This is a genomic window from Staphylococcus simulans (assembly GCF_025561465.1).
In the GTDB taxonomy this organism is placed as follows: domain Bacteria; phylum Bacillota; class Bacilli; order Staphylococcales; family Staphylococcaceae; genus Staphylococcus; species Staphylococcus simulans.
This window is the reverse complement of sequence record NZ_CP095100.1, coordinates 376,116-400,345: the sequence shown is the minus strand read 5'-3', so window position 1 is coordinate 400,345 and position 24,230 is coordinate 376,116. Positions and strand designations below refer to the sequence as shown.

The window sequence follows — 24,230 nt, the reverse complement described above, 5'->3', positions numbered from 1 at the left end:
AGTCATAGCGACTTATTTTTGATAATCATAAGCAGTGATGATAATATCTTTTAGTTCACTGATTAATGGTTCTTTCGGGTTAGCAGTTGTACATTGGTCTTCGTATGCAAGTTCAGCCATACGGTCTACTGTTTTATCTAATACTTCTTGTGTTAAACCTTGTGCTTTAAGATTCATTTCGATACCTACGCTTTGACCTAATTCATAAACAGCATCTGCCAAAGCTTCCACTAAATCTTCTGTTGTTTTACCTTTTAAGCCTAAGAATTTTGCAATATCTGCATAATCTTGATCTGCTCTGAAGTAATCATATTTAGGGAACATCGCATGTTTTTGTGGATCTTTCGCATTATATCTGATGACATGCGGTAATAAAATCGCATTCGTACGACCATGCGGAATGTTGTATTCTCCACCGATTTTATGTGCAATTGAGTGACTGATTCCTAAGAATGCATTAGCAAACGCCATACCTGCAAGTGTTGAAGCGTTATGCATACGTTCTCTTGCATCTGGATCTCCATCATTCGCTGAAGCTTTTAAATCATCGAAAACAATTTTAATCGCTTGTAAGCTTAAGCCACGTGTATAATCACTCGCCATTACGGATACATAAGATTCAATTGCGTGTGTTAACACATCCATACCTGTATCAGCAGTGACCCCTCTCGGCACACTTAATACAAATTGTGAATCTACGATAGCTACATCTGGCGTCAAGGCATAATCTGCTAATGGATATTTGACATGTGTATCACTATCTGTGATAACCGCAAATGGTGTAACTTCTGAACCTGTACCTGAAGTGGTTGGAATACAAACCATTTTCGCACGTTGTGCTGGCATAATTTTATAAGCACGTTTACGAATGTCTAAGAATTTTTGTTTCGCACCGAAGAATGATAAATCTGGGTGTTCGAAGAATGCCCACATACCTTTCGCCGCATCCATAACAGATCCGCCGCCGATTGCGATAATTGTATCCGGTTGGAATTCAACCATTAACTCTAAACCTTTATAGACAGTGTTAGTTGATGGGTTGGGTTCAACATCGCTAAAGATACGCACATCAGGTGCATCATTACGTCGTGCTAGTACTTCTTGTACACGTTTCGCATAACCAAGGTTTACCATGCCTTCGTCTGTCACGATTACAACACGTTCAACTTCTTTCATTTGCGTTAAATACATAAGTGAGTTTTTCTCAAAGAAAATTTTAGGTGGAAGTTTGAACCATTGCATATTATTTCTCCTTTTAGCGATTGTTTTTATATTGATTAAATCGACAGCTGAAACGTTATGAGAAACTGAGTTATGTCCATAAGAGCCGCAACCTAATGTCAATGATGGAATCATTTCATTATAGATATTACCGATACCACCTTCAGCTGATGGAGAGTTGACTAACACACGACAAGCATTCATGCGAATACCGAATTCTCTTTGTAAAGCTTCATCTTCTGTATGCACGACTGCAGTATGACCTAAGCCGCCTAAATTAAGCATACCTTCACATAATTCTAAGCCATGTTCACGGTTTTCTGCTTTCACCATTGCGAGTACTGGAGATAATTTTTCACGAGATAACGGATAATCTGGTCCTACACCTTCAAGTTCCGCAATTAACATTTTCGTACCTTCAGGCACTTTGATTCCGACTGATGCCGCAATTTCAGTGGCTGGTTTACCTACGATATCTGCATTGACTGCACAACGATCTTCACGCATCACGATACTTTCTAATTTAGATAATTCTTTTTTCTTCACTACATAACATTGATGTGCTTCAAATTCTTTTTTCACTTCATCATAGATTTCTTTATCTACAATGACACCTTGTTCAGAAGCACAAATCATGCCGTTATCAAAAGTCTTAGATACAATGACATCATTGACTGCACGTTTGATTTTCGCAGACTTTTCGATATATGCCGGTACGTTACCTGGTCCTACACCTAATGCTGGCTTACCTGTTGAATACGCAGATTTCACCATACCTGCACCACCTGTCGCAAGTACTAATGCCACTTTGTCATGGTTCATTAATAATTTAGTTGCTTCTAATGATGGATGTTCAATCCATTGAATAATATGTTCTGGTGCTCCTGCTTTGAGTGCTGCTTCATAAATGACTTTCGCCACAAGTGCAGAAGATTGTTGTGCACTTGGATGGAAAGCGAAGATAATCGGGTTACCTGTTTTAATTGCGATAATTGCTTTAAAAATTGTTGTAGAAGTCGGGTTCGTTGTCGGTGTTACACCACATACTACACCGACAGGTGAAGCTACATACGTCAAACCGCGTTGTTCATCTTCATCAATGACACCAATCGTTTTATTGTATTTGATAGATTGCCAGATATATTCTGATGCATATAGATTCTTGATAGCTTTATCTTCATAAATACCACGGCCTGTTTCTTCATAGGCAGCTTTCGCAAGTTCCATATGTTTGTCTACAGCTGCCATTGCCATCGCATGAACAATGTGATCAATTTGTGTTTGATCAAGCTTTGCTAATTCACGTAATGCATGTTGTCCATTTTCTGCAAGTGCATCAATCATTTGTTGCGTGGGATTAATTTCAGGTTGTACTTCTGTTGGTTGTTTCTCATTTTGAGTAGATGTAGTCATTTCTATTTCCTCCTCGACATGAATGCTTCTGAATTACTTTGTGAATTATTTCACAAACAGAATATCCTATTTTTTACTTGGAGTAAATGAAAAACACATATTTTTATTTTATTTCGTTACGATTGTGTGAACATCATAATTAAACAAATTCATATAAGACTTAGAACCGCAATTAGTTAAGCGCTTACATTACCCTTGTTAATTGTTCTGAAAAAAATTAAGTTGTTGTGAGCATATCAATTCCTATTTCACATTGAGCAAGGTAAAATAAATTTTACTTAGATGATCATTTAAGGAGCAGTTGATATTTTAGAAGTCACTGCTTAATTTTTTACCAACTATGTTTACGAACTTGAACATAAGGAAAAAGTAAAATAAACACACAAATTTGGAGTGATAAAGCATGCAAACTGTTCTAGGAAGTAATGGCCAAATCGGCCACGAAATTGCAAGAGAACTTTATAAAAATTACACAAAAGACATTCGTTTAGTCGGCAGAAAACCTAAAAAAATTCATGATAGTGATGAACTCGTTGCCGCAGATTTAATGAACTACGCAGAAGCATACCATGCGATTGAAGGCAGTGATGTTGTTTATTTCGCAGTTGGCTTGCCTGCCAATTCTGAAATGTGGGAACAACGCTTCCCTGTCATGATGAAAAATGTTATTAAAGCTTGCCTTGAAACCAATGCTAAACTGGCTTTCTTCGATAACACATACATGTATGAAAAAAACGCAAATGTACAAACAGAATCTAGCCCATTTGTACCTGTAGGACGCAAATCAGTGGTCCGTGCACAGATGGCTGAAATGGTCCTCAAAGCGATGAATGAACAAAATTTACAAGTGGTAATTGGTCGTGCACCTGAATTCTATGGTCCTGATAAAACACAAAGTATTACCAATACTTTAGTATTCAATCGTATTAAAGCTGGCAAAAAAGCGATTATTCCTGTCAGTGCTTCAGTGTTGCGTACTTTAATTTGGACACCAGATGCAAGTCGTGCGCTAGCGTTACTTGGCAATACACCAGACGCTTATGGCCAAACATGGCATTTACCAGTAGCCGGCAGTCTGACTTATGAGAAGCTCATCAAAAAAACAGAAGCAGTACTCAATCAAAAAATCGGCTACCATGTCTTACCAATGTGGGGCTTTAAAATTGGCAGCTTATTCAATGATCAAGTCAAAGAACTGATGGAATTACTACCAAGATATAAATACAATAATATTTTCAATTCAGATAAATTTAAGCAACGTTTCCCAGAATTCCACATCACTTCTTACGATGAAGGAATTAAAACAGTATTTAATGCTTAAACAGGGTATTTAAGAAGAAGTGGGCTTTTCCATAGAAAGAAGGTTAAAGTATGAAAAAAATTATGATAGTCAACACAAGTACAGATCATTTCGGTGAATTTTCAAAACCAACAGGACTTTGGTTAGGTGAACTTGTTCACTTTTATGATTATTTTAACGACGGCAACTACGAAATCGACATTTTCAGTGTTGAAGGCGGCGAAACGCCAATAGACCCAGTTAGCTTGAACCCTGTCTTTTTAGATAAAGTGACAAAACGTTATTATGATGATGAAAAATTTATGACACAATTAAAATACTCTAAATCGATTAAAGAAGCAGATCCATCAAAATACGATGTTATCTACTTCACTGGCGGCCATGGGGTAATGTTTGATTTCCCTAATAATAAATACATTCAAAATGCGATTAATGAAGTTTATGGTCACAACGGTATTGTGGCAGCTGTATGTCATGGTATCGCAGCGTTATTAAACGTTAAAGACAATAATGGCAGATACTTCATTGACCAAAAACAAATGACAGGCTTTTCTAATACAGAAGAATTGCTCGCAAATCGTAAAAAACTTGTTCCATTCATGTTAGAAGATGAAATTAAACGTCGTGGCGCAGATTATCAAAAAGCCATGTTACCTTTCACACCTGAAGTTGAAACAGATGGACGACTTGTAACAGGCCAAAATCCACAGTCACCTAAACAAGTGGCACAAGCAGTCAGTCGACTTCTTTAATTGAATCATTAAAGACTAAAAAAAGCTTCTTCTTGTTTAATTTTCAAAACAAGGAGAAGCTTTATTTTTATATTATTTATAGTTTGCGAATGAATGCCATTAAGACAAATTGCAATGGCAAGCGGCTGTATAAAGCCCACTTAGGTGGTTGATAATCGCCTAACGGCAATTGTTTGCGTGCCATATAAATATTAGCTGGAAATACCGAAATTAAAAAAGCATTGATACCTCGTTTAAATGCTCGGCTTGGGCGTTTCCAGAATAGAACGCCACCAATGATTAGTTCAACAATACCTGTTACAATTACTGCTGTTTTACGTAAGGGTAAATACTTCGGAACGATGCGAGTAAAAGCATCAGAACGCACAAAGTGCATGACTCCTGCTAGGCTGAATAGACCTCCTAAAACCAAACGTAATCCTTTACGCATTTCGTCACCTTCTTTTTATAGTCATCCTTTCTATTATTTCACAAATTGTAACTTTTTAACAAAAAATCAATATTTTTCACAAAAATTCAGAAAACGAGTTTAAAATGTAACTTTTTGAGGAATACTATTTCTAGTCAGAATCTTCAGTCACAAATTATTTCGGCAAGGGGGTAGGCATATGCCTAAGAAATTATTTAGTGTGGATTTGAATAAGAAAATGGATCAGCAAGCACATCCCGGACACAACCGATGGCACCCGGACATTCCGGCTGCATTTTCAGTTGAACCCGGGGAATCATTTAGGATGGAATGTTTAGACTGGACCGATGGTCAAGTCTCAAACAATGACGACCCAAGCGATATCAAGTATGTCAACTTGAACCGTGTACATGTACTGAGTGGTCCCGTATATGTCAACGGTGTTGAGCCTGGCGACTTACTCGTCGTCGACATCTTAGATATCGGCGCATTCCCAGAACACGAATGGGGCTTTAACGGAATTTTCGACGTTACAAACGGTGGCAGTTTCCTCGTCGACCATTATCCGAATGCCCAAAAATCGATTTGGGATTTCAATGGTATTTATGCGACAAGTCGTCATGTACCTGGTGTAGAATTTGTCGGATTGATTCACCCAGGATTGATTGGGGTTGCGCCTTCCCAAGAAATGTTGGATGAATGGAACCGACGTGAACAAGCATTGGTAGATACAGATCCGAACAGAGAGCCGGTATTAGCAAATTTACCTGATACGGATGCTGTAGTGCTTGGCACTTTAGAAGGAAAAGATTTCGACCGCGTCGCTAAAGAAGGTGCCAGAACCGTTCCTCCTAGAGAAAACGGCGGTAACTGCGATATCAAAAACTTATCGAAAGGTTCCCGCATTTATTTCCCAGTCTTTGTCGACGGTGCAAAGTTATCTGTCGGCGATCTGCATTTCTCACAAGGTGATGGTGAAATTACATTCTGCGGCGGTATCGAAATGCCTGGTTGGATTGATTTACGCGTCAATGTGATTAAAAATGGCATGGAAAAATATCAAATTAAAAAGAACCCAGCCTTCAAACCAGGACCTGTAATGCCGAACTATACAGATTATATTGTATTCGAAGGTATTTCAGTAGATGAGTTCAGCGGAAAACAAGAGTATTTAAATGCGAATACCGCTTATCGCAACGCTTGTTTAAACGCGATTGAATTCTTAAAAACACGAGGCTTTACAGGTGAACAAGCTTATATGTTACTTGGAACAGCGCCCGTCCAAGGTACAGTTGCTGGTATCGTGGATGTTCCAAACGCTTGTTGTACAATTGCAATACCTCGTGAAATCTTCAGAGATGATATCATTCCAAATTTGGAGCCTGATGAGTAATGCCCAATTACACTTATGCATGCGCAAAACACGGTGAATTTACGCTAAATCAATCTATGAATGAAAATCATGATTATGCAGTTTGCCCTGACTGCAATCAAGACGCAAAACGCGTCTTCGTCCCATTCAATACTTCAAAGATTGATTCAAATTTAAAAAGAAGAATTGAATCTGGTCAAGAACCAAAAGTTGTTTCGCACGATAAACTCCCAAACAAACCGAAACAACAAAATACGCATAACCGTCCTTGGATGGTCTAATCAATACTAAAAAAATCGAATACCCATCATACAAATGATAAAATTCGCATACAAACATACAGCCCATTTGCATGTGATCGATAAACCTACAACTGAAAATTAAACCAGGCACATCCATCTACGTTGAGTTATACCCTCCTCAATGAATGATGCTTGATGTCCATACAAACACTTGGCATATGAATGTTGCACATAATAAAAATAATAAACCGATATTGAAGATGTTAACGTGCAACGACACTGGATTAAATAATCCTATCCAATCATTGCCACAAAAGTAAAAGGTTAATCTGTCATAAATCACTCATGGCTGTTTTCTCCCCTTCGCAGCCATGAGGCTGACAGACAATAAGATAAGATGAATAAGAAAGACACATGTCGCCATTTCGGCGCATGTGTCTTTTATTTTTATTACAATAAGTATTTTTTTAAATGTTCGGACCATAGAGTCTCGGTGTATGATCCACCGCTTCTCCTTCAAGCAATTGACTTAACTCTTCTTTCCAAGACGGCGGTGTATAGTCATTATCCATTAGCTGACGCATCAGTTGCGGATGGTCTGTATGATGATATAATACATCATTCATCTTCGCAATTGTCCATGTTTCACATGGGCGTTCTACTAACTCAAACACATCGCCTTGTTGAATACGACCTTCCTCAAGCACTCTGAAGTACCAACCTGTACGCCCTGTATCTTGAATACGTTGTCCGAAGTCAATCCATTTCACCCGTCTGCCTGGTTTCCAACAAGGTCTGCGTGGTTGTGAGACTTGTACTAACGCTTCACCGACACGATAAATATCTCCGATACATACCGTCGTTTCATCCATATCTGTGACAGATACATTTTCACCATTTGTCCCGGCTTTGAATTCTGCATCTGGATATTCTTCTGCCCATTTATCATAATGAATGACACTATACGCAAATAATGCTTTTTCTGGTCCGCCGTGATGTTTCTTATCTCCCACATCATCACCTTCCAAACCGCTTTTAGTCAGAAAGACAGGTATCGGCATGGCTTTCTTATACGCAGCAGTCATCCACTGCTGATCCAGTTTATTAACGGCGTGCGGATGCCCTACTGTTTCCACACCGCCTACAAATAACGTTTCTATTCTGCTCACCGTCTTCACCCTTTCAACAAATCCCTTTCACACTATTGTAACGTATTTTAGTTTCAAATGAATACTAACAAGACGTTTAATGTCCTAGTTTCAAGCCAATACTCCATCTAAAATTCCGTTTGTGATTTATTTTACATTTATGAGTTAAACTATTTGCGAAATCACTTCATTTTTACCATACTAGAGATGAAAGAGATATAGCAAAATGCGGAAAGAGGAGTGTCAATAAATGAACCAAGAACAATTTGACAAAATTAAAAATGGTAAAGGATTTATCGCAGCATTAGACCAAAGCGGTGGTAGTACTCCTAAAGCGCTTAAAGCTTACGGAATTGAAGAAAATGAATACTCAAACGATGATGAAATGTTTGACCTTGTACACGAAATGCGTACACGCATCATTACTTCACCTGCTTTCAACGGAGACAAAATCCTAGGAGCAATCCTATTCGAGCAAACAATGGATCGTGAAATTGAAGGACAATACACTGGTGACTTCCTAGCAAGCAAAGGTGTCGTACCATTCTTGAAAGTCGACAAAGGATTAGCTGACCAAAATGAAGGCGTTCAATTAATGAAACCTATTCCAGATTTAGATGAATTATTGAAACGCGCAAACGAACGTCATATCTTCGGTACAAAAATGCGTTCTAACATTTTAGAAAACAACAAAGAAGGTATCGAAAAAGTTGTTAAACAACAATTCGAAGTTGCTAAAGAAATCATTGCGGCTGGTTTAGTACCAATTATCGAACCAGAAGTTAACATTCACGCAGAAGATAAAGAAGCAATCGAAGAAAACTTAGCAGCAGCAATCAAAGCTGAGTTAGACAACTTAAATAAAGATCAAAATGTTATGTTGAAATTAACAATTCCAACAAAAGCAAACACTTATAAAGAACTTATCGAACACCCTCAAGTGGTACGTGTTGTTGCATTATCTGGTGGTTACAGCCGTGAAGAAGCAAACAAAATCTTAAAAGAAAACGATGGCTTAATCGCAAGCTTCTCTCGTGCATTAGTAACTGACTTGAACGTTAACCAATCAGATGAAGAATTTAACAATAAATTACAAGATGCGATTGATACAATCTACGACGCATCAGTAAACAAAGCATAATTACAAGTATTTGATAAAAGCGAATCTCCCATTGAGGTTCGCTTTTTTATTTGCGTTAACTACCGCCACTTGTCCAAAATAATTATTTGGACGAGTGGTTTATTTTAACTTCACTTTCCCGCATAAAACGATTAATTTCTTTAAACCCATTTAATTCAATCCATTTCACTCGATTTAAACTATTTGTTTTAGCTTGAATCATAGAAGGAAAATGATTGCTTGGAAAGTCCCAAATATATTTTATAAATTCGAATCGCAGTGACTTTGGATTGCCGCCAGTATCCTCATTCTTTAATAATCTAAAATAACGTTTAACCACATTCAAAATACATTTCCAACGTGGTGCTTTCAACCAAATGACAAGTTCTGCTTGTTTTAAAAGTGTCTCTATAATTCCCATCTATTATCCAAGATTCATTTTCAGCAATTACTTTTTCGATTTGTTTTATAAACTCTTCTTGATTAATTGTTTCATGATCATTTTTCCAAAATAGTTTATCTAAATGAAAGACTGGAATATTCATTTTCTGACTTAACTGTTTAGCAAATGTTGATTTTCCTGTGCCAGGGCTGCCAATCACCAGAATCCTTTCCGCCATATTATCCTCCTCATTCCTCTTAATAGTGAATCGTTGTCATGTGTTTAATCAAGATTATATGCATCTATGCGCATACAAGCAAATCTATGGTCAAAAAGACTGATTCATCTCTATTCTGACCTATATATCACAAAAAACCTGACTCATTTTCGAGTCAGGCAATCAATTTATTTCTCAACTAAATAACGGTAAATATCATCTCGAACCGGCGTATCTAAAGCAAGATGCATTGTGACTACATCTTTGCCATCCGGCATCTTCGTTTGTACTGCAGTACCCGGCATAAAGCGTGCTTTACCTAAATAATAGAAGTCTGTTCCTTCACCGTCTTCTTTCTTCACGAAAAGATACATTGGAGTATTGAGTTCTTGGTGTCGCATTACTTTTTGAACTTCATCAGAACTTAACTTTCTTGGTGAACGCGTGAACCATTTCAGCTTATTTTGATTAATGAATTGATCTTCATACGCTGTATTGTCGCTGATATCTTCACTTTTGTGATACGTAATGAAAATTGGCAATGTATGATGTTTTTGTTTATAACCGTTAATAACTGCAGACTCATCTTTATCCCAGTTCATCACTTTCACAAAATCTTTTCTCGAATAACGTTCATACAAGATAAAGTCATTTTGATTTTGATAGACATGCTTATGTTTATATTGGGCTACTTCGATCAAATCATGGACGTGATGACGAAAGGCTTCATTTTTCAAGTTCATTTTAAACGGTTTAGTAAGACCGATAAGATTAGTCTCTTTATCCCATTCAACCATCGGTGTGCCATATCTTTTATCTATATTCTTGCTGAAGAATGTTTCATCTAATACCTTCAAACTGGTACGCACATCCGCTTCTTCAATTTCACTATCTCTATGTTGAAGTTTTTCAACTAAACGTTCAAAACTTTCATCTTGGCTCATCAACAACTCTAGTGCTAAATAATCGGTATTCTTCAAACCTTTCGCTAATTCTTGAGAAATGAACGTCAAATTCTTAGAGGCATTTTCAGAGATTCTTGTCGTAATATCTGTTTTCTCCACTAGAAATTGTTCATAATTCCCATACTTCGAAAGAATCACTTCTGGATCAATCGAATGTTGATGAATGAAATCCATTAAACTTGGCGTGCGACCAATGCGTGCTTTCACTTCATTGAATGCTTGTAAAATCATAGCTTTCTTATTTAAAGTCGCAGATTGAATCGAATCAAAAATTCTCTTTTGAGCAACTGCTTCAAAATTAATTGTTGAAACGCCTTTTAATGGCGCATAGTCTGAAATAAATTTTCGATAACTATCTTTATTATGGGAATGGTCACCTGACAGTGCTATCGGAATCATATAGTTATTTTTATAGTTTCCAATGAAATAAATGACTGTCACAAAATCTTTATTCGCACTCTTACGAAGACCACGTCCTAATTGTTGTACAAAGATAATACTTGATTGTGTGCTCCGTAACATCACCACTTGATTGATTTCAGGAATATCAATTCCTTCGTTAAACAAATCTACGGTGATAATATAATTTAATCTGCCGTCTTTTAACTGTTGAATCACTTCGTTACGCTGTTTTTGTGAATCTGAACCTGTTAAAGCTTGTGTGGGTATGCCTTCGGCATTTAACTTTTGTGCTAAAGCTTGTGCTTCTTTTTTACGACTGACAAAGATTAGCCCTTTTAATTCATCACCAGAATAACCATAATAATCCGTTTTCTCTAAAATATATTTCACACGGTCATTAGACGCTAAGAATTTTAAGTCTTGTGTGTTATCATCCACAACTTGGCCTTCTTGAATATAATCTGAGACACCAAAATAATGGAATGGACATAAAATATCACTTTCTAATGCCTTCTGAAGTCGAATTTCATAAGCAACATTATGATTAAATTGCGCGAAGACACTGAGATCATCACTTCGTTCAGGTGTTGCGGTCATCCCTAACATAAATTTCGGTTGAAAGTAATGGAAGATATTTTGATAACTTTGTGCTGCTGAACGATGTGCTTCATCAAAGACAATATAATCAAAAGCTGCTGGGTCAAACTGTTGATAAATGTCAGGCTTCGACATTGTTTGTACAGTCGCGAATAGATACTTCTCATCCAAATTCTTCTCAGTCCCCGTCAACTTCGCAAAGTCCGCTTCATTTTCATCTGCCAACACTTTACGATAAGCTGCCAATGCATCATTTAAGATGGTTTCACTATGCACAACAAATAAAAAACGTTTAGGTTTAAATGCACGGACATCTAACGCAGACATAATCGTCTTACCTGTCCCTGTCGCAGAAATAATCAATGCTTTATTTTCAACTTGTGCACGCATCTCTGCCAAACCTTTTAACGCTTCTACCTGCATTAAATTCGGTTCAATTTTAACCGCTTCATGTATTTTATTTTCCAACAACGTTTGTTTCTGACTTTCTTCAAACAACCGTTGTGTCATTTGTGGTTGATAAACCTCACGATACGCTTCAATCCAAGCTTCTGTTAAAGGAGTGCTCTCTTCCCATAACCCATCGAATTGGTCTTTCACTTTATGGACTAAATCACCATTTTGATGAGAAGATAATAAAATATTATGTTCATAATTAACTTTCAAAGCATTAGAAGTTAAATTCGAACTCCCCACAACTAACGTAGAATAGGCGTCATGATCAAAAATATAACCTTTCGCATGAAAGCCTGAGACATCTGTTACACGGACTTCAACATTGTCTAACTTCATCAGCTCTTCATACACTTTTGGGGAGTTGAAACCTAGATAATTGGAAGTTAATATTTTACCTTTAACACCACGTTGTGCCATATCATATAAATGTGACTTCAGACTTTGGAGACCGCTCGGCGTAATAAAAGCAACCGAAATCATAAAGGACTGACATTTCTCTAGTTCATCGATGAGCGTTGCGAGCACATTTTCTTCTTGATTATTCAGCAACAATTTCGGCACATGGTGCCCTTGATGCACAATAGAACGATCAATAAAGCCTTTATGAAGCGACTGGGTTAAGTCTTCAATTAAATGTTCCATAGGCATTACCCTTGTTCAACAAGCAAGTCGACTGCCGGAATATCTGCCGGTGCCCACTCTAATTGGTGTAACGCTTTAGGGGCTAACCATTTAATTTGACTATGTTCAGTTAATGTCGGCATCGTTTCTTGTAAAGTACAACGATACGTTGTCAGCTCGATAATCGCAAAATCATATTCATGTGTAGTCGTCGTGACTTTCTCACCCACTGCTAAATCACATTTCATTTCTTCTTGAATTTCACGTTTTAACGCTTCAATATCTGTTTCACATTGTTCAATTTTACCGCCCGGAAATTCCCATAATAACGGTAAGCTCATTTGTTCACTGCGTTGTGCACATAAAATGTTACCTTGATGTTCAATCACTGCACCTACGACTCTGACTAACTTTTTCATATGTATCCTCCGCTCATATCAATATTTCATTACTTATAAGCAGGATCTCATTTTTTATAAAAGATTGCCACACAATTGCAGCAATTTTTTATTTTTTTCATAAAAAATAGACAGGCACGGCCTGTCTGTTCATTTTCTTCTAACTTGTTGTCGATTCAATATGTTGTTCTGATTCATAAAAGAAACACCCCATTCATTTATATATGTCAATCTGTTTTTTTCGGATATACTACTTCCCCATCATCTTCAATAATTGGCATCGCACCCCATTGTCCTAACTTATGTGGTTGTGCAATAATGTCACCTTTATTATTCTGCATAATATGATACACGTCCCAACCATGTGCAGCTAAATAATTACTGACAATCAGACGATGACAACGTGCTGGATGATGTTCTGAACACATGTAAGCTGTCGTTTGGTTTTGGGCTGTTTCTGTTAATCTTTTAATCCCTTCTTTGAAGTCGTCTGTTAAAGTATAGTCCGCATAGTTATGGAAAGATTCATTTTGCCAACCACTATTCAAAGTACGTCCCACTGTTTCACTGGGTTGTCTGCGCCCACCTAGAAATTGGTCAGTTTGATACTCAATCCCCGCTTCTTTCAACCATGACTTCATATTGTCGTCTTTAAATTGCGGATGTTTACGGCTCTTCGTAAAGGCTCTGATATCCATTAAGACTTCAACATGATATTGTTTCAACATTTCAAGAAATGTTTCTTTATCATGATCAGAATGACCGATAGTATAAATCACCTTTTGTTTGGTTTGTCCCATAATGTTCACCTCTCTCTTACTATAGCCTGTTAAAAGAAAAACACGCAAAAACAGTCTCTTTAAAGGCTACTTTTGCGTGTTAACGTATTATTCTTTTTCTTCAATACCTTGATGAATCAATTCACCGATATATTCTGATGCTTTACCGTTTTCAATACTGCAGAAACGATTGTAGAATGCATCAATCTTATCTTGATATTCTGCTTGTACTTTCGGTAAGTCTTTTAAGCTTTCAGCAAGTTTGTGCGCATCTGTGAAAATAGGTCCTGGTAAATCATTATGGTAATCCATATAGAAGCCACGTAAACCTTTACCGTATTTCTCAATATCATACGCAAAGAAGAACTGTGGACGTTTTAAAATACCATAGTCGAACATCACAGATGAATAATCTGTAATCAATGCATCTGAAATCAAGAAGATTTCTGAGACATCATCATAATCAGATACATCTATCGCAAAGTTTTCATAACCAGATAAATCTAAAGCATTCGCAATCAGATAATGCATACGTAATAAAATGACATAGTCATCACCTAATTGTTTATATAAATTATCTAAGTCGATTTTAAGATTGAATAAGTATTGTCCTTTTTTAATAAACTCATCATCACGCCATGTCGGTGCATAAGTAATGACTTTCTTATCTTTAGGAATATTAAGCTTCTCTCGAATATCTTTAAGATACTCAGTATCATTTTGACGATTAACAAGCACATCATTTCTTGGATAACCGATTTCTAAGACACGGTCTCTATCCATCCAAAAGGCCGATTCAAAAATTTCAGTAGAATAACGGTTCGGTGATACTAAATAATCCCAACGTTCTGTCTCTTCTCTGAAATTACGTTTATATGCGGGCGTTGTTGTCCCTGGCATACGTACCACTTTCATATCATTCGCCAAACGTTTCAACGGCGTACCATGCCATGTTTGAATATACGTTTGATTCTCTTTCTTATTGATATAAAGCGGCGTGCGGGCGTTCGTAACCCAGTAATGTGCTTTTGAATAAGCTTCATAATAAGCTTTCGAACCTTTTTTCACTTTAGTCGCATTACCTGGAACATAAGTTTTAGCCGGGTTCTTTAATACCCAGATATAGTTATAGTACGGATAATATTTCTGCATATATTCATAAATGTATTTTGGACTATCACTATAGTTTTTACCGCCGAATGTCTCAAAAACAATTGTTTTGTTAGAAACATTTTCTGGCGCATCTGTTAACTGATACATAGAACGGTTTTTATTTTTATTACGCATCACAACATTCTTCACATGACGTAACATACCTCTGTATTTGTTGATCGCAATTGCGGCGTCAGGTTGATTAAACATTAACGCCAACATTTCTACTTTAAACAATGAACCGCCATCTGTTTCTTGTAAGAGATGCCATTTCAATTTTTGAGCTAATTGAATAAGTGTGTCTTGATGTTGTGCATAGTGGTAAGCATTTTGTTTATTCGCAGGGTCAAAACCGTTACGAATCATACTTGCCATTTTATGCGTCATAAATTGACGGACTTTTTTATTTTTCACTTTCTGCACGGTATGCAGATAAGCATCAGCGTAATCTTCAAATAATTGGTCGAACGCTTGTTGTGTCAGTTGTTCTGTTTCAAAAGGATCATAAACCTCTCCTCTGAAATAGAACGGGAAACCTAAAATACGCACAAAGCGTTCTGCATATGTCAGATAATCCACTACGAAAGAATTGTCGACATACGTTTTCAATGCCTCATCGAATTGAAGTTGATGCGCTTGTACGATTGCTGTTTTAAATAAAATGTTACAAGCCGTATTTTTTCTTAAGAATGAATTAGGGTTTGTCTCAGCGTTCATATATTCCAATCTAATTTTATTCTGATCGATGTATTGGGGTTGATTGAGTGTAAACTTATTAATCGGTGCAATTAAGGCATCTAGACCATTCACTGTTTTTAAATAGAATTGAATCGCATAAGAAGCTAATTCATCATCCGCATCTAAAAACATAAAATACGGTGTTTCTACATGTGACATTGCGACGTTACGCGCATGCGCATGCCCTTGGTTTTGTTCAAAGTTAATCACTTCAACCTTTTTATCATAGTTTTTTAAGGTGTCTTCTAAAAGTGCTTGAGAACCATCTGTTGATCCATCGTTGACTATAATCACATTAAAATCTTGATTGCGTTGTTGCTTCAAGCTTTCGATACAAGCTTGAATATAATCTTCTGAGTTGTAGTATGTGATAATGACTGTTAATTCATTCATGATTGTGATCTCCTTACTTTTTATATCTCTGTTTTCCACATTTTCTTATTGTACTGCTAATTTCTCAGCAAACCAAATAAGAAACCGTAACAATTATATACTAAATCTACTTTTTTATCATCGTCTTACTAATTTGGAAAAATAATAAAAGGTGTATTACTCTATTTATATTAACGTTTTAAATAACTGTTCGAAATGATGTTGTGCGGCTTTTGGTGTTAATGATTGACGTGTGTGCACATGCTTCAATGGATGGTTGATGATACGCTCCATCGCCTGTGCTAAAGCCTCGATATCACCTGTAGGTATTAAATACCCATTCTCACCCGCTTCAATGATTTCATTTGGCCCATAACGAATATCATACGCAAGAACCGGACAACCTTCATTGATACTTTCCATCATAGATAATCCGAATCCTTCATGTGTACTTGCTAAAATAGAAGCACGTGATTCACGGAAAACTTCTTGTGGATGATTAGTAAAGGATTCGATGTCTACATCTTCTGACAGACCTTCTTTAGAAATTAAATCTTTAAGTTCATCTTCTTGTGAGTCAGAAACACCGCCATATAATTTCAGTTTCGTCTCATAATCTTTAGCTTTAAATAACTTAAATGCCTTCACAATGTGATCAATACGTTTCTCTTTTGAGAACCTGCCTAAATACACAAACTGATTTTTACGTTCTTGTTCAGGTAACGTACTGGGTTTAATGAAATGCGGAATGACTTGAATTTTTTGTTCTGGAATATCTGATTGTGCTAAAATATCTTGTTTTTGTTGAGTTGTCAGCACAATATACGCCGAAACTTGCTTGTGATGATCTATCGCAAAGCGATATGAACCTTTAATATTATCACCGGATAAGTGAGAACTATGGAAGACAATGACAGGTTTAATCGCATGTTGATTGTCAATTAATGGTTCATCTAATAAACGTGCATCATTAAACACAATATCTCCATCTTTAAATATCTCATTATAAAAATACGCAAACAATGCTTTATCGTGCGTAAAACTTCTTACCACACGTCCCTCGCGATATATCAAAATGGACGTCGCTTCTGGTTTGCCTTGCTTATTTTCTTCAAACCATTTTTGACAATACACATTTCCCTCTAAATCATACATCGTCTCACTCAACTTCATGTTTTTACGTGCTGCATAGTAAGTCTTCTTATGCAGATAACCATAAGTGTTGTATTCATAACGGATGACTTTATGTTTAACTCCAGGCGTCATCACATCTTCAAAGTGGACTACTTCTGAATCCTCATAAAATTTACGATACAGTAAATATGTTTCATCAGTCTTGTCATAATAACGTACGACGTCCCCTTTTTTATTCGTACGTGTTGTGTAATCAGAAAGCGTCACAGGTTGTGCTTTATATTTCTTTTCTTTCTTAAAAGTCGACTTTGGAATGTTAAATAGATTATAGCCAGAAAGCCAATCATAGAGATTAATGACTTGTGTACCTTCGTTTAAGATACCTTTTTCTCTAAAATCAGCCAATACTTCTGGGTACTCAATATTGTAGTTGGTCGTTAAAATAGTTTGTTTAATACCTAATGTGTCGTCAATAAATTGAATTCGCTTCAACAATGCTTTCGTTCTTCCTCCATGATTCGGAGGCAAAGTTGATGTAACAGTATAAATCAACCCTAAACCCCATTTCATAAAATTTGTTAGAAAAAATTATATCATTTCTATATTTACACTTTAAACAATAAGTAAAACAGAAAAATTAAATTTATTCATACTCAAGTTAAAATATTTGCCTCTCCACCAAACATACAGTATAGTTTAATCTACATAGTAGTTTATTTATACTGATAGTTCTATACTGAAATCGAGTTGTTATCATATATATTTAACAAAAGGAGATGTGCCAAACATGAATCCCAATGATTTACGTGTGATTAAAACAAAACGTGCTTTATCCGAATCCTTGTTCAACTTATTAAGCGAAAAATTATTCTCTGCCATTACAGTTAATATGATATGTGATAAAGCATTAGTTCACCGTACGACATTCTATAAACACTTTTACGATAAATATGACTTGTTATCTTACTTAATTACGAATTTGACTAAAGATTATTTCGAAAAGGATATTCGAGAGCGTATTGAAGCACCTTTTAAAGCTTTAAGCTCTTTCTTTGATAAACCTATTGAAAAAATTGATATCAAACAACGTCATGATCAACAATTTATGGAAACTGTGACCGCAATCTTCATCCAAAAAATACGTCAAGACATCATAGACAATGCAGATATTATCGAAGTCCCTGGCAACCCTCCGATCAAAGTAGTTGCTCGTGTCTTTGAATCAGCAATTACCGCTATCGGTGATTGGACTTACGATGAACATAAACTTTGTGCCGACTATTCAAATGCGATTGATAATCCTGATTCGCTGGACAAGATGTTCAATCAATTACTCAACATTAAAGTTAAGTCAGAATAGCGTTGGAAAATACTTTAAAACTAAAAAAATCAGAACAGCTTCACGATTGGAAGTTGTTCTGATTTTTTTGTGATTTTATTTATTTTTCTTCTGTACTTTCGGTTGTAAATATTTTTGACCATAAGGTACGAATTTTAATCGTGCTTCTTGAGGTATACCAAAGTATTGTTTAAATACTCTCTGTGTTCTTACCGACCATGGTGAGGAATGTTGGGTATACACATCAAATGGCAACATTTCTACAATAATAACGTCATCTTTAGAGACATGTGCTGCTTCTTCTTTTATTTTCGCAACCCTCTGTGTATTCGCATAACTCATAAATGAAAAAGCACTCATAAACACGATTACTGCGACTAGTGCGATACTACCCGCAATGAGACTGGTACGTCTTTCAGGTAAAGGCAACTGTTTAAGTACAATTAATAAAATAATCAACCATAACACATACATAAAGTAGAAATTTCTTGGTCCGACAGGCGCAACGACTAATAAAGGCATGGTCGCAATCACAATCGAAGCTAAATTAAAGTATGTCGTCAATAATGACTTCTTAGATAAACCAATAAAATAGAGACCTACTGCGACTGCACAGAAATAGATCAAACACGCTAAGAAATTCAGACCAGCAACCCACGGAATGTGTTTCATCGCATCTAAATCAAAAGGTTCATAGACAAAGTATTTATAAACAGTAAAGAATGCTAAAGCTACCGTTATCATCACTTTATACACTAGTGACAAACTTAAAAATTTCGGACTGCGATATAAAACAATGAGTAGAACCACAGCTAAAACACTTAAAAATATGGCGCATTGGAAGTAGCCATAATACGGAATGATTTTTAATAACGTTTGAATGACTTTATCATACATCGAGGTACTAGAACCGACTTGTTGATATGAACTATTACCCGCTAAAATATTCATGTAGTTAGGATTTGTAAACATAATAATCGCGCCTATCCATGTTAAACAGAATCCTATCAATAATTTCAAGTTGATTTTGCGATAAATTACTAAATATACAAGTAACCCTAAACCGGTAATCGCAATATTATAAAGTGTGACATTCTCCATAAATAACTGTCCGGCAATACATACGATATAGAAACATACTAATTCAATACGTTGTGACCATTGTGTTTTTCTTTCTTGATTATGCAGTGTTTTTAAAACAAATAATAAAACTACTAATGCACATAAGGCACTTGTGACATAGTTATTAAATCCTGCATACCACGCATAGGTTTGTTTGAAGATTGAAGCGGGCATTAGCAGTAACATTATAAACGCGATTAATATATAAGCTGTACTTTTAGTTTTATCTGCGAATTTCAATACTATCCAAAGTATGGAGAATGAAACTAGCGCATACACTACCATGCGTAATAACAGACTTCTCACTGCTAAAATTTCTAAAATATTACCGAAATATCGACCGTTTAAATTTTTAAAATGTTCATTGAACCATTGGTTGTAGCCATGTATATACCAACCCCAGTCATCTTGCGCAAGCGGAACAATCGCCGCAAAAACAAAATAAAAAAGCACTAATAATCCATATACAAAACAATATGGGTGTTCCTTAATAATCCTCATGATGTTGTTCTCCTTGTTGTGTTAAGCATATAATACACTTTAATTATATGATTGTCATCATAATCTATAATTAGAAAACATACCATTTTATACCTCGTCAAACATACGTCATTTAATAATATTTTCACTCACTTCATTTTTTTACTGACAATTTATGACTTCAATAGTAAAATTATTAATTATTAACACAACGTGATTTATCACCTTTAAGAAGGAGAACACTTATCATCATGATTCAAATCATCTTGTATCTAACAATTGGACTGTTATTTACCCTATTAGATTTAATATTGATTCGTCGTAATCGACGTATTTTAGTTTGTTTGAGTACGTTTGTTTTTTATACACTCTTTATCAACGGCTTCATCATTGGCTTATTGTTACTATTTCTAGGAAAACCTAATGCCTTAAAGACGAATATGTACCACACATTTTTCGCAATAGAATATGGTGTGCTCGCCTGTGGTATAGGTATCGCTTTATTAGTAGTTCACGCTATTTTAATGCATCGTTTAACATTCACTGCTGTGCCAGGTCGTCGTGCTTGGCTGACTACTTTGAATGCATGTACATTATTATTACTTATGTTTCTCGGCAGTTTCTTAATCAAATTTACAGATTGGTGGTTCGATTTATTCGGAGAAACGAAACCACAAGATTTTATCTCTAAAATTCAAAGTCTTATACAATTATCCGATCGCATGATATTACCCGGCTTAATTCAAATGATATTGATATCATCTATCTTTTATACCTTGATTGTGCTGTTCGTGATTTATTTCAACCGCTTCAACTTTATTTGGAATGCTAAAACTAAAGCTATTACGATTATGAAGCGCTCATGGATTCAAACTGCACTCTTCGCTGTAACATTGGCTGTCTTTATTTCTGGCCTGATTTATAGTGTGTATCACCTGCATTTAATAGATGTATGTCTCACTTTACTGAAAAAGTAAACAAAGACGCTGTTCAGGTTTTTCTGACTGAATAGCGTCTTTGTTTGTATTTATTCTTTTTAACATTTTCACAGTTATATTTACGCACGTTTAAAGCGCTGTATTACTTGCATACCCATTTGTCGCTCGCTTTGGTTCATAATGACTGTCCACAACACGACAGAATACAAAATAACATAAACGATAATATTTATACCTAGCACGACTAACCCTTTACCTAAGAGTTGCGCAATCCATTGATAAATAAAATAGTAAATGACTGTAGAGATTATCATCGGCAACCATATTTTACTCATCTCAAACCAGAAACGATACATATTCAAACCGATTTTACGGTGATAATATACATTCATAATCAGTGTATAGCCGATAAAGCTGAACGCTGCGATAGAAAGTGAAACACCGTAACCACTATACTTCGGTGCTAAAATGACCGCACTGATCATGGCTAATACTAAGGTAATTGCTAAAGCCATAAAACGAAACGTTTGACGATTATGTGCTTGAATAATGCTGACTGCCGGCAACTGTGATAGTTGGAAAGTAATTGTAAACATTAAAATTACTGTCATAAGATACGCAGGTCTGAAATCTTGTCCTGCCCAAATCACAATAAAGTTCTCACCGAAAATCACAAAACCGGATAAGATAAACGATAATACAATCAATTGAATACGACTGATGCGTACCATCTGTTGAAGTAAACGTTCATTACTTGCACCTTCTACCACTAACATTGAGAATCCTGGGAAGGTCACATTATTAATAGAAGTCGCAAACTGTTGGAAGATTTTTACGAACTGTACAGCGATGACATAAATCGCAACCGCAACCGTTCCGTTAATCGCACCTAAAATCATTTGACCAGAATTTAACGTCAATTGTTCAATCGCTATAGAAAACAAAACTAAACCTAAATACACGTTCAATTGTTTCTGTTGCTTTAAGTGATTAAACGATAATGCACCTTTCCAATCAAAGCGTATCGATACATGACGTCGACATAAAATCATGCCTAAGAACAGACACGCAAAATTGACAATTAACGTAATCAATATAATCGTAACTGCGCCAAATCCCATCAATAAGAACGGTGTCGCAATGATAGAAGGCATAATCACTCGGATCAGCAACATACTCTTCGCAATCACAAAGTATTCATACGCTTGTAAAATACCGTTAAAAATACCTGGATAAAATGAAATCATGATATTGATAATGATAAAAATCAACATCAATTTCAGTTCTGATAATTGTTGAGGTGCTAATGCATTGCCGAATACCGCTTCAGCATTCAAATACAAAACCAAGCCCATCAGACCGACTAATAAGGAACACAAAAAGTAAATATTTAAGATATTACCTAAGATACGTGCCTCTTGTGCCTTTGAACCTTTGACTCTGTTTTGTGATAAGTATTTGGCGATCGTGTTACCGAACGCTAAATCCATAATGTTCAAATAAACTAAAAAGGATAAAACCAAATTATACAACCCATATTCAGAAGTGCCGAGCGTTCTGATGAAGAACGGTGTATATAAAATCGCCACTAGAATATTACCAAATATGGATATGTAGGATAAGATGGCGCCAGCTCTTCTTTGATTCATACTCATAACTCCTGTTTATGTTGGTTGCGCTTGCGTTCAAAGTAAGAACGCATCACACGTTCTAATCCGAAAATCACAAGCACTGTGAAAATATTCGCTGGTGAAAAAGTATCAATAATAAACGCGATTGTACTAGCACGTGGAATAAATAACATCATTCGTGCCATGATTAAAGCTGCCGCAATCACTAAAATATGTTTTGCGGTCAACATTCTCGTAAATAACGCAATTAGTAAACCAATGACAATACTGCCGAACATCATGCCGACATAACCGAAATCATGATAAGTTTCAGCAACGAAACTTGAACCATAACCTACACCTTTAAGATACAAGTCTTTCATAATGACATAAGACATTGTATGCGAGTACTGATACCCTTCTAAAGCACGTTCAACCGATTGGCCAGACCATCCGCCTTGCCCTCCAGTTAAATTGCCCCAAATATTGTAAACGGCATACTCTGTTAACGGTCCAATAGAATAGATTTTATCCGGGATTTCTTTCGCCTTCTCGATGGTATAACCAATGACATTGACACTGATACCTTGTGAGAAGAAAAATGATAACAGTGCATCAAAGAAACCACCGTCAGTCTTTTCTCCGCCTCGGTTATTACCGACAAAATTCATCAACGCTAATAAAATCGGTGCTGAAATAATGCCCGCAATAATTGTCTTTTTACCGAACCATGCTTGCGTACCTGTCTGCTTCGCTAAAATATTGCGATAACAGAAATAAATAAACAAGATGAGCACATCTAACATAAAGTCAGAACGAGATCCGGTTAATACAGAAAGCCCATCTACAAATAAATAAGCAAGTATCGGCAGCCATGCTTTCTTTTGTGCAGGCAATGTTGCGAGATATACAAAGAATGCGACTGGGAACATTCGACTAATCAACACAAACACACCTGGTAAATTCGATTTAAAACTAGAGAAATAGGCATAATACCCTTGTGATTGTGAAGCTTGAACCGCTTCTGCCAAATACATCAACTTAAAAATAATCGCAATCGTAAAGATACCTAAACTGATGATTCGGATATTTTGTTTATATGTCGTCTCAATAGGCTGAAACTGTTTAAACCCTTGTTGAACCGTGCGATCTAACATCGCAAATCCTAAAAAGAGACAAAACAAACTTAAACTTAATAAGATTAAAATATTAAATATTGTGGCTTGATCTGTAAAATACGTTCCCAGCAGTTTAAAATCCTTTTCATGATAATGGAACAGTTTGCTGACAACCATTCTGCCCATTAAAAAGACAAAGAAAGTCACATTGAACATAAAGAAGATGACCCGCTGGTTGAACGCTTCTAGTCCATATATCAGATTGTTCAGGAAAAATAATAAGAGTGCACTAAATAACAAGGTAATATTCGAAAAGATAATGCCGATAGTAAGCAATATCACCGCAATCATCAGCACACACCATCTTAATAACTTGGTCAAACTTCCACCTACTTACTCATTCGTTACTTATTTGTCGTTTCTTGCGTATTAC

At 36.1% G+C, this 24,230-nt stretch carries 19 protein-coding genes; 7 read left to right on the top strand and 12 right to left on the bottom strand.

The window, feature by feature from the left end; translation table 11 throughout:
* Positions 1-12 precede the first annotated feature (12 nt).
* Positions 13-2,634 carry a bifunctional acetaldehyde-CoA/alcohol dehydrogenase gene (adhE, locus tag MUA87_RS01500; RefSeq protein WP_262551180.1) on the bottom strand — a complete coding sequence of 874 codons (2,622 nt, stop codon included), beginning with the start codon at positions 2,632-2,634 and terminating at the stop codon, positions 13-15.
* A gap of 403 nt (positions 2,635-3,037) precedes the next feature.
* Here adhE and MUA87_RS01495 point away from each other — a divergent pair, with 403 nt between their 5' ends.
* Both MUA87_RS01495 and MUA87_RS01490 read left to right on the top strand, forming a co-directional pair.
* Entirely contained in the window at positions 3,038-3,955 is a 918-nt protein-coding gene (locus MUA87_RS01495) for an NAD-dependent epimerase/dehydratase family protein (RefSeq protein WP_002479985.1), read from the top strand.
* Between the two features lie 50 nt (positions 3,956-4,005).
* Positions 4,006-4,686, top strand: a complete 681-nt coding sequence (locus MUA87_RS01490) for a type 1 glutamine amidotransferase domain-containing protein (protein ID WP_002479986.1) — start codon at positions 4,006-4,008, stop codon at positions 4,684-4,686.
* Between the two features lie 76 nt (positions 4,687-4,762).
* On the opposite strand, the gene MUA87_RS01485 is transcribed toward MUA87_RS01490, so the two are convergent.
* The gene (locus tag MUA87_RS01485; protein WP_070847774.1) at positions 4,763-5,116 is read right to left on the bottom strand and encodes a DoxX family protein; all 354 of its coding nucleotides are present in this window, start codon (positions 5,114-5,116) and stop codon (positions 4,763-4,765) included.
* Positions 5,117-5,294: 178 nt separating this feature from the next.
* On the opposite strand from MUA87_RS01485, the gene fmdA reads away from it, so the two are divergent.
* The gene (gene fmdA / locus MUA87_RS01480) at positions 5,295-6,488 is read left to right on the top strand and encodes a formamidase (protein ID WP_002479988.1); all 1,194 of its coding nucleotides are present in this window, start codon (positions 5,295-5,297) and stop codon (positions 6,486-6,488) included.
* The gene (locus MUA87_RS01475) at positions 6,488-6,748 is read left to right on the top strand and encodes a zinc ribbon domain-containing protein (RefSeq protein ID WP_096754401.1); all 261 of its coding nucleotides are present in this window, start codon (positions 6,488-6,490) and stop codon (positions 6,746-6,748) included. Before fmdA ends, MUA87_RS01475 begins: the two co-directional genes overlap by 1 nt.
* 428 nt (positions 6,749-7,176) lie before the next feature.
* Here MUA87_RS01475 and MUA87_RS01470 read toward each other — a convergent pair whose 3' ends face one another.
* Positions 7,177-7,878, bottom strand: coding sequence for an MOSC domain-containing protein (locus MUA87_RS01470; RefSeq protein ID WP_023015593.1), 702 nt, complete (start codon positions 7,876-7,878; stop codon positions 7,177-7,179).
* A gap of 229 nt (positions 7,879-8,107) precedes the next feature.
* Here MUA87_RS01470 and MUA87_RS01465 point away from each other — a divergent pair, with 229 nt between their 5' ends.
* Positions 8,108-8,998 carry a fructose bisphosphate aldolase gene (locus MUA87_RS01465; protein ID WP_002479991.1) on the top strand — a complete coding sequence of 297 codons (891 nt, stop codon included), beginning with the start codon at positions 8,108-8,110 and terminating at the stop codon, positions 8,996-8,998.
* A 311-nt stretch (positions 8,999-9,309) separates the two neighbouring features.
* Here the strand turns inward: MUA87_RS01465 and MUA87_RS01460 are convergent, their stop codons facing one another.
* From MUA87_RS01460 to MUA87_RS01435, 6 genes are all read right to left on the bottom strand, one after another.
* On the bottom strand, positions 9,310-9,597 hold the full coding sequence (locus tag MUA87_RS01460; RefSeq protein WP_262551176.1) for an AAA family ATPase: 288 nt from the start codon (positions 9,595-9,597) through the stop codon (positions 9,310-9,312).
* A 167-nt stretch (positions 9,598-9,764) separates the two neighbouring features.
* Positions 9,765-12,638 (bottom strand): DEAD/DEAH box helicase, encoded by a 2,874-nt coding sequence (locus tag MUA87_RS01455; RefSeq protein ID WP_262551175.1) that lies wholly within the window; start codon positions 12,636-12,638, stop codon positions 9,765-9,767.
* A gap of 5 nt (positions 12,639-12,643) precedes the next feature.
* Positions 12,644-13,036, bottom strand: coding sequence for a (deoxy)nucleoside triphosphate pyrophosphohydrolase (locus MUA87_RS01450; protein ID WP_262551174.1), 393 nt, complete (start codon positions 13,034-13,036; stop codon positions 12,644-12,646).
* Between the two features lie 206 nt (positions 13,037-13,242).
* Entirely contained in the window at positions 13,243-13,815 is a 573-nt protein-coding gene (locus MUA87_RS01445) for a DUF488 domain-containing protein (RefSeq protein ID WP_023015597.1), read from the bottom strand.
* An 87-nt stretch (positions 13,816-13,902) separates the two neighbouring features.
* The gene (locus tag MUA87_RS01440; RefSeq protein ID WP_023015598.1) at positions 13,903-16,077 is read right to left on the bottom strand and encodes a bifunctional glycosyltransferase/CDP-glycerol:glycerophosphate glycerophosphotransferase; all 2,175 of its coding nucleotides are present in this window, start codon (positions 16,075-16,077) and stop codon (positions 13,903-13,905) included.
* 165 nt (positions 16,078-16,242) lie between these two features.
* On the bottom strand, positions 16,243-17,742 hold the full coding sequence (locus MUA87_RS01435) for a glycosyltransferase (protein WP_262551171.1): 1,500 nt from the start codon (positions 17,740-17,742) through the stop codon (positions 16,243-16,245).
* Between the two features lie 235 nt (positions 17,743-17,977).
* Here MUA87_RS01435 and MUA87_RS01430 point away from each other — a divergent pair, with 235 nt between their 5' ends.
* Positions 17,978-18,550, top strand: coding sequence for a TetR/AcrR family transcriptional regulator (locus MUA87_RS01430; RefSeq protein WP_002479998.1), 573 nt, complete (start codon positions 17,978-17,980; stop codon positions 18,548-18,550).
* Positions 18,551-18,625: 75 nt separating this feature from the next.
* Here MUA87_RS01430 and MUA87_RS01425 read toward each other — a convergent pair whose 3' ends face one another.
* Positions 18,626-20,152 (bottom strand): DUF6056 family protein, encoded by a 1,527-nt coding sequence (locus tag MUA87_RS01425; protein ID WP_262551169.1) that lies wholly within the window; start codon positions 20,150-20,152, stop codon positions 18,626-18,628.
* A gap of 230 nt (positions 20,153-20,382) precedes the next feature.
* Here MUA87_RS01425 and MUA87_RS01420 point away from each other — a divergent pair, with 230 nt between their 5' ends.
* Positions 20,383-21,108, top strand: coding sequence for a hypothetical protein (locus MUA87_RS01420; RefSeq protein ID WP_262551167.1), 726 nt, complete (start codon positions 20,383-20,385; stop codon positions 21,106-21,108).
* A gap of 80 nt (positions 21,109-21,188) precedes the next feature.
* Here MUA87_RS01420 and MUA87_RS01415 read toward each other — a convergent pair whose 3' ends face one another.
* Both MUA87_RS01415 and MUA87_RS01410 read right to left on the bottom strand, forming a co-directional pair.
* A complete protein-coding gene (locus tag MUA87_RS01415) occupies positions 21,189-22,718 on the bottom strand; it encodes an oligosaccharide flippase family protein (RefSeq protein WP_070626792.1) in 1,530 nt (509 codons plus the stop codon).
* Positions 22,719-22,720: 2 nt separating this feature from the next.
* Positions 22,721-24,178 (bottom strand): O-antigen polysaccharide polymerase Wzy family protein, encoded by a 1,458-nt coding sequence (locus MUA87_RS01410; RefSeq protein ID WP_107540030.1) that lies wholly within the window; start codon positions 24,176-24,178, stop codon positions 22,721-22,723.
* Positions 24,179-24,230: the final 52 nt, after the last annotated feature.